The sequence below is a fragment of the Arachnia propionica genome (assembly GCF_003932785.1).
Classification (GTDB): domain Bacteria; phylum Actinomycetota; class Actinomycetes; order Propionibacteriales; family Propionibacteriaceae; genus Arachnia; species Arachnia propionica_B.
The window spans coordinates 1-7416 of record NZ_RQYT01000070.1; the positions used below are offsets into that span (position 1 = coordinate 1).

The following is a 7416-nucleotide window of genomic DNA, read 5'->3' on the forward strand; positions in this document are numbered from 1 at the left end:
CGCCCCACCCCGGACACCACCCTCACACCACGACTGACAAGCCTCAAACAACCATCCCGAACAACCCACAACCACCTCCAACGCTAAAACCACGAACAGACTCTTCAGTAGGCCCGACGGGGTCGCTCCCGCTTGGCCAGCAGGTCGGCCATCTCGCGTTGCCTGGCGACGAGTTCCTTGATCTGCAGCTCGTAGAGGTCGAGGAAGGTGCCCTCGATCGGGGTGACCTCGTCGTCGACGACCTCCACGAGGTCCTCCGTCACCCGGCCGTCCCTGATCCGCAGGCCCCAGACGCATTCCCCGTCGCCCTCGATCCGGAGCAGGGGCAGCACGTCTTGGACCCCGGCCTCCTGCAGACGGTGCCAGGCCTGCGCGATCGTCGCCCATTCCGGGAGGCTCTCGTGTTCGATCCCCAGCACCACGAGGCCCCGCCAGAAGGTCCAGGCCGGGGCGATGTCGAAGGCCTTGCCCGAGGGCCAGACCTCCTCCCTCGCCGTGATGAGCAGACCGTTCGTGCTCTGGCAGAGCCCGACGAGCCACCTCGGCAGGGTCCCGCCGACGAGTTCCTCCAGGTCCCGGACCGCCTCGTCACTGGCCCCCTCGGCCGCGATCGGCTCGAAGGCCTCCTCGTCGACGGGGTCCAGGATCTCCCAGATCCGATCGTGGAACTCCTCGGGCTCCATTCAACCTCCTCGGCACGGACGTCCCTGAAGAATAGCGCGCTGCCGTCAGGCCTGGTCCGGGGGGAACTGGTCCGGGAAGAAGATGTCCTCGATCCTCAGCTCGAAGGCTGCGGCGATCTCGAAGGCGAGCGGCAGCGACGGGTCGAAGCGCCCCTTCTCGATGGAGATCACCGTCTGCCGACTCACTCCCAGCTCCTCCGCCAGCCGCTGCTGCGACAACCCCCGCTCCTGCCGGAGCTCGGCCACCCGGTTCCTCATGACCGCCACTTCTGCACGAGGTACGCCACGCAGAAGCTCGCCGCCATGAACGCGGCAACCCCGATCAGCGCATAGGACACGACTTCATGCTTCAGCCACTGTGACGCCATGGAACCGATCCCGCAGGCACCAAGCGTGGCGTAGAACCCCTGCGAGGCCGCCTTGTCGGCCCACGTGCTCTCGATGGAGGCCTCCGGGTTCCGCTCCACTCCCTCCATCGTGGAGCGGTCGACGATGAGCACCGCGACGAAGGCGACGCCAAAGGGGGAGAGAAAGGCCCCGAGGAGGAGCCCCCCGATCCACCACAGCGGCTCCCCCTGGCTCTCCCCGATCTTGCTCAGCAAGCTGTAAGCGAGAGCGAGCGCCACCCCGACCGGGATGGCGATCCGCATCGTCGGGATCCCGTTGAACCGGGACCGGCCCCACTGGAACTTCTTCTCCTCGTTCGCCATCATCGTCTCCTTCCATCGGATGTACAGGAGACTTTACAGTCAAGCTCCCTTGACAGTCAAGCGACCTTGACATATTGGCCCCGCGCCGGACGACCCGGCAGCCGAGTCCCTGCTCCACCCACCGCTTGTTCGCTGGTCGAGCCGGGTCCGAAGCCTGCGGAGGACCCGTGTCGAGACCTCCGCAGGCTTCCCGCTCAACTCAAGTCCCAGCACCGTGCGCCAGGGGTCTCGACACGGACGGCTCGCTGACGCTCGCGGTCCGGCTCGACCAACGGAAAAAGGACGTGAACAACGCCTGGAAGCCAAGCCCACGAGCTGATCTGCTGCGCCGCCGCCCTGCAACCCCGACCTAGCTCTGGTGCCTCCGGATGGTCTCGATGATCGACGGGCGCAGCTCGGCCACCGAGATCACCCGGTCCACCGAACCCACCTCCACCGCGCGGTGGATCGAGTGGACCGCGTCGAACTCCGCCGCGATCTCCCCGATCTTCTCCGCCCGCACCGTCGACCGCAGGTCCGCGAGCTGCACCTGCAGCCCCGCCCGCTCCTCCGGCGCCGCGCCGCGCAGCGTCTCCTCCAGCTCCCGGATCCGGGCATCCGACGCCGTCCGCTTCGCCACGTCACCCGCGAACACGACCGCCGCCGCCGGGGCCCCGCCCAGCACCGACGCGAACGAGCCCTCCAGCGCCAGCACCGTCATGTTCGGGTTGAGCTGCTTGCTGAACACGACGAAGGCGCCGCCGTGGTAGCGGGAGATGACGACGAACACGATGGGTCCGTCGAAGTTCACGATCGCCCGGCCGATCTCCGCGCCGTACTCCAGCTGTAGGTTCCGCATCGACTCCGGCGACCCGTCGAAGCCCGACAGGTTCGCCAGCACCACGAGCGGCCGGTTCCCCGAGGCCGCGTTGATGGCCCGCGCCACCTTCTTGCTCGACCTCGGGAACAGCGTCCCCGCCGTGTAGGTGTCCGGCCCATCGGTGGGCGGGAAACCGGCCCTGGCCACGGGCTTCGACTCGATTCCGATCAGACACACCGAGTACCCACCCAGGCGCGCATCCGCGACGACCGCCGTCTCGGCGTCGGCCATGCCGGCCCACCGCTCCATGAGCGGGCCATCCGCGTCGACGACGGCGCGCATGACGCTGCGGATGTCGAACGGCTTCTTCCGATCCGGGTTGAGTTCGGCGGAGAAGATCTCCCCCACCGTCCGGAACTCCGATCCGGGCAGGTCATGCGGTGAGGACGACACGTCACGGTCGACGGGGTCCGCCGACTCGCTCCGCCTCACCCCCGCCTCACCGGGCGCGACGTAGGTGGCGTCGTAGTGGGCCATGAGCACCCGGAACGCCCCCGGCAGATCCTGCGCCCAGTACTGGGCCTGACCGTTCGGCCCCATGACGCGGTCGTAGCCGCCGATGCCGTAGTTGTCCTCCGCGGACACGCCGCCGGAGTAGTCGAGGGACTGCTTGCCGGTGAGCACCATCGCCGAGTCGGGGGTCATGACGAGGACGCCCCTGGTGTGCATGAGCATCGTCGCCTCGGCCGCCCAGTACGGCTGCGCACCGACGGTGATGCCCGCGATGACCATGTTGATCTCGCCACCGGCCTGGGTGAACTCGACGATCCGTTTCAGCGCCCCGCCGACCCAGTCCATGTTCTCCGTGCCGGAGGTCATCGACACGCGCGCCCCGGAGCTCAGCGCGTACCACTCGACGGGCACGCCCAGCTCCTCGGCGAGGTCGAGGGCCGCGATGACCCGGCGACACTCCGCCTCGGCGAGCGCCCCCAGCCCCTTCGTCGGGTCCCCGGCCAGCACGATCCGCGTCACCCCCTCGGGGTGCAGCTCGGTGGGGGTGCAGACCCGGGCGCAGATGATCCCCGCCGTGTTCCGGCCGTCCGGTCGCCTCACCTCGACGAGCCGGTCCCCGTCGAGGTCCAGCTCGACGACGCTCCCGCCGTCGCCCGCGAGGGTCCCGGCCAGCTCGTACGGGTAGACCAGCCCCCGGCTGCGGGCCCGCAGCACCTTCGCCTGGTAGTCGTCCATGGGTTGCAGCGGCTCGGTGAAGGGCTCCTGCACCTCGACCCCGACCTCGCCGGACAGCAGCCGGTGGAACCGGACCGCCAGGTCGCGCGGCTCCCCGTCGACGACGAAGGTGCCGTGCACGACGACCTCCTCGATGCCGGTGGAGTCGGTCAGCGGCGTGATGCGACGCTGCAGGTGCCGGGCCTCGCGCGGGTCCAGCTCGAGGGTGGGCCACACATTGACCCAGACGTGGTTGAGGTCGACGTTCGCGGTCTTGCGTGCCCGTCGGATCGACTCGAGGCAGTGCTCGATGGCCCGCTCCACGTGCGGCACGGCGACGAGCCTGCCGCCGTCGCGGATGACGGACTCCTGCCTCACCTGGGCCATCGCGATGAGTCGGTGATCCGACGCATTGGTCCTGGCGCGGGCGGAGATGAGCAACACGTCGTCATCTGCGGCAGGCAGGCGTTCGAGGTCGAACTCGCTGAGCCGCCACAGGTCGAGGCGGCGCGCCACCATCGGGTGGTGGTCGCGCAGCACCTCGTCCTCGACGAGGCCCTGGCCGCGTCGCAGGGTCACGTAGGTGAGGCTGCCTCCCGGTCCACACAGTCCGACGACGACCCGGCGCACCGCGTCGGGCAACCACGCCCCGATCCGGGACCGCAGGTCGGGTTCAGGGCCGTCGTGGGCGAGGTACAGCTCGACGACGACGCCGTCGCCCGGGTCGGCGCACCGGGCAAGGACCAGCGCGGCGAGAGGGCCGTCGGCGCCCAGTTCGTCGCTGGAGCCGGTGGTGGTGATGAGCTGGGAACGTCGCCCGTCGACGGTGTACTCGCCGCTGACGACGGAACGCCCGTCGACCTGCTCGACGAGCGGCTGGAGCCCGAACGGCCCGTAGTGCTTCCGGGCGAGGACCTCCAGCATCGGCTCGGGGCCGCGCTCACCGTCGGCGAGCCGCTGGGCGAGGGTGACGTCATTCTTCTCCGGCACGGCGACGAGACGGGCGATGCCGTCGGCGTAGCCGGGGGCGTCGGGGTCGGCGGCGAGGCGGGCCACCTCGTCGCGCATCTCGGCCCAGATCTGGGCGCGCTCGGCCTGGACGGGCGGCTCGTCGAACCACCGGAACCTGACGGAGCGGGCCAGGTCGGCGAGGATGGCGTGCCGCAGCTGGGTGGCCTGCTTGAGGCGTTCCAGTTGGAGGCGGACGGTCCCGGCGGCGGCACCGTCGGGGGCGGGTTCGGTGAGCCAGCGCTCCAGCACCCCGAGGATGAGGCCGAGGGTGACGCGGCTGTTCTGCTGGGCCAGGAAGATCCGGAAGACCGCCTCCTCCAGCTGCGGGGTGCGGTCGAGGCTGGCGATGCCGTGGTGCGCCAACGCCCGGGTGAGGCGGTTGACGAAGGTGGCGGGCAGCCCGGCGCGTTCCGCGTCGAGGGTGGTGAGGAACGTGTGGAGGTGCTCCCGGTCGGAGTGGATGCGCAGCTCGGTGCGGGCCTGCTCGTCGGCGGGGCGGTTCCGGCCGAGCTCCGCGATGTCGGAGAACGTGGCGAGCAGGTCGCATTCGCCGGTGAGCACGTCGCCGCCGGCAGCGCGGTGGGTCTCCCTGGCGGCGAGGTACCGCGGCAGGACCTCCGGGTCGGCGTCGAAGCCGAGGACGACGGCGGTGAGGTCGTCGAGGGCCTCGCGCCACGCGGCGGCCGGGTCGAGGTGGCGGGGAGCGGGCAGGTCGAGGCCACCGGCGACGGTCTCGTCGTGGGTCTCGCAGACGGGTTCGAGTCGCAGCAGCGGCGCGAGTCCCTCCACCTGGGTGCCGGGCTTGGCCAGCACCTCGCGGATGCGAGCGGCGAACGGGGCGACGAGCGCGGTCTCCATCTTCATGGACTCCAGCACGACGACGACGTCACCGGCTGCCACCTCGTCACCGACCGCGACGGGGGTCGCGACGACCAGGGCCGGGGCGGGCGCCCGGACGACACCGCCTTCGTCGCGGGAGATGCGGTGGGCGACGCCGTCGACCTCGACGAGATGGATGGGGCCGTGGGTGGCGACGAGGAGGCGGTGCCGCTCCCCCTCGACGGTGATGCGGGAGTGGAGCCGGTCGAGCTGTTCAACGCGGGCGCGGACCCGGCGGGTGCCGTCGCTGACGAGATGGTCCTGCCAGCCGATCCGGGAGACGGTGAGCTGGTGGACCTCGCCGCGCAGCTTCAGGTCGATGGTGACGGCGGCGTCGTGGGCGATCTGCGGTCGGCCGCCGCGGGCGGTCTCCAGCAGCCGCGCGATCTGCTGCCGCTCGGTCTCCCGGTGGGCCTCGATGGCGGCGGCGACGAGCGCGATCTCGCTGTGCCGGTCGGCGACGAGCCCGCCGTCGGCGCGGGTCCGGTCGATCCACGAGGTGTCGGCCCAGCGCACCCCGGGCGCGCCGACGACCTCGGGCCGGTCGAGCAGCTCCAGCACGAACGACTTGTTCGTCGCCCCGCCCGCGATGACGACGGTGGTGTCATTCAGCGCCCGACGCAGCCGGGCGAGGGCCTCCTCACGGGTGCGGCCGTGGGCGATGATCTTGGCGATCATGGAGTCGAAGTCGGCGGGGATCTCGTCGCCTTCCGCCACGCCGGTGTCGATCCGCACGCCGGGGCCGCAGCCGAAGGAGAGGTGGTCGATGCGGCCGGGGGCGGGGGCGAAGTCGCGGTCGGGGTCCTCCGCGTTGAGGCGGGCCTCGACGGCGTGGCCGGCCTCGACGGGGCGCTCCCCCAGCGGCTCGCCGGCCGCGACCCGGATCTGTGCCTTGACGAGGTCGAAGTCGCAGGTCACCTCGGTGATGGGGTGCTCCACCTGGAGCCGGGTGTTGACCTCGAGGAAGGCGAAGGCCTGCTCGTCGGGCTGGTACAGGAACTCGACGGTTCCGGCGCCGCGGTAGCCGACAGCCACGGCGAGGCGTTCCGCAGCCGCCCTCAGCTCGTCGGTCTGGTCGCGGCTGAGGAGCGGGGAGGCGGATTCCTCGATGATCTTCTGGTTGCGACGCTGCACGGTGCAGTCGCGCACGCCGATGGCCCAGGCGGTGGTGCCGTCGGCGATGAGCTGCACCTCGACGTGGCGGGCGCCGGTGACGAGCCGCTCCAGGAAGACGGTGCCGCAGCCGAAGGCCCGTTCGGCCTCGTCGCGGGTGCGCTGGTAGGCGTCGGTGAGTGCCTCGGCGGAGTCGACGCGACGGATGCCGCGACCGCCACCGCCGGCGGTGGCCTTGAGCATGAGGGGGTAGCCGATGCGTGCGGCTGCGGCGAGGGCATCGTCGAGGGTGTCGACGCCGCCACCGGACCATGCCGCCACGGGCACGCCGACCTCCTCGGCCAGCAGCTTGGAGCCGATCTTGTCGCCGAGGCGGCGCATCGCGTCGGGGCTGGGGCCGATGAAGGTGATACCGAGCTGCTCGACGCGTTCGGCGAAGTCGGCGTCCTCCGCGACGAAGCCCCACCCGACCCACACCGCATCGGCACCGACCTCGACGAGGGTGCGGGCGAGGAGGTCGTGGTTGATGTAGGGCCGGGCGGATGCGGGTCCGATCGAATACGCCTCGTCGGCCTCCCGGGCGAACATGGCGGTGCGCTCGGCGTCGGTGTGGAGGGCGATGGTGGCGATCGGCTCGGCCCCGGACTCAGCGTTGAGGTCACGGACGGCGTGGATCAGGCGCATGGCCGCCTCTCCACGGTTGACGATGGCGATGCGTCGGAACAACGGATCCTCCTCACAGCGGTTCCGTCCGACTCTGGCAGCCCGGAGCCGCGGAGGGAACCCCCGGAACGCGGATCGTGGGATTCACACCACTGGATCGGGTCGTTTTTCAATCTCTGTCAGAAATCTTGTGGAGAGTCCACAACGCCCGATCAGCGCGATCACCAGCGGTCGTCCTCGGGTGGGGGTGCTGGGGTGAGGGTGGTGGTGTCGCCTGCGGCGAAGTGGGAGGGGTCGACTTCGGGTGGGTCGTCGTTGATGCGGGTGACCT

General features: G+C 70.6%; 4 protein-coding genes. All 4 read right to left on the bottom strand.

Features of this window, described 5'->3' with window-relative positions; genetic code table 11:
* Positions 1–104: 104 nt before the first annotated feature.
* The 4 genes from EII35_RS15045 to EII35_RS15060 all read right to left on the bottom strand — a co-directional run bounded on the left by EII35_RS15045 (position 105) and on the right by EII35_RS15060 (position 7148).
* Positions 105–683: an SMI1/KNR4 family protein gene (locus EII35_RS15045; protein ID WP_125229280.1), complete on the bottom strand. Its 579-nt coding sequence runs from the start codon at positions 681–683 to the stop codon at positions 105–107.
* 45 nt (positions 684–728) lie between these two features.
* Positions 729–941 carry a helix-turn-helix transcriptional regulator gene (locus EII35_RS15050; RefSeq protein WP_125229281.1) on the bottom strand — a complete coding sequence of 71 codons (213 nt, stop codon included), beginning with the start codon at positions 939–941 and terminating at the stop codon, positions 729–731.
* A complete protein-coding gene (locus EII35_RS15055) occupies positions 938–1396 on the bottom strand; it encodes a hypothetical protein (RefSeq protein ID WP_125229282.1) in 459 nt (152 codons plus the stop codon). Before EII35_RS15055 ends, EII35_RS15050 begins: the two co-directional genes overlap by 4 nt.
* A 346-nt stretch (positions 1397–1742) precedes the next feature.
* A complete protein-coding gene (locus EII35_RS15060) occupies positions 1743–7148 on the bottom strand; it encodes an ATP-binding protein (RefSeq protein WP_125229283.1) in 5406 nt (1801 codons plus the stop codon).
* Between the last annotated feature and the right edge of the window lie 268 nt (positions 7149–7416).

Excerpts from the sequence above, each read along its gene's own strand:
- EII35_RS15055 (WP_125229282.1), bottom strand. The coding sequence starts at position 1,396 with ATGATGGCGAACGAGGAGAAGAAGTTCCAGTGGGGCCGGTCCCGGTTC.
- EII35_RS15045 (WP_125229280.1), bottom strand. The coding sequence starts at position 683 with ATGGAGCCCGAGGAGTTCCACGATCGGATCTGGGAGATCCTGGACCCC.
- EII35_RS15050 (WP_125229281.1), bottom strand. The coding sequence starts at position 941 with ATGAGGAACCGGGTGGCCGAGCTCCGGCAGGAGCGGGGGTTGTCGCAG.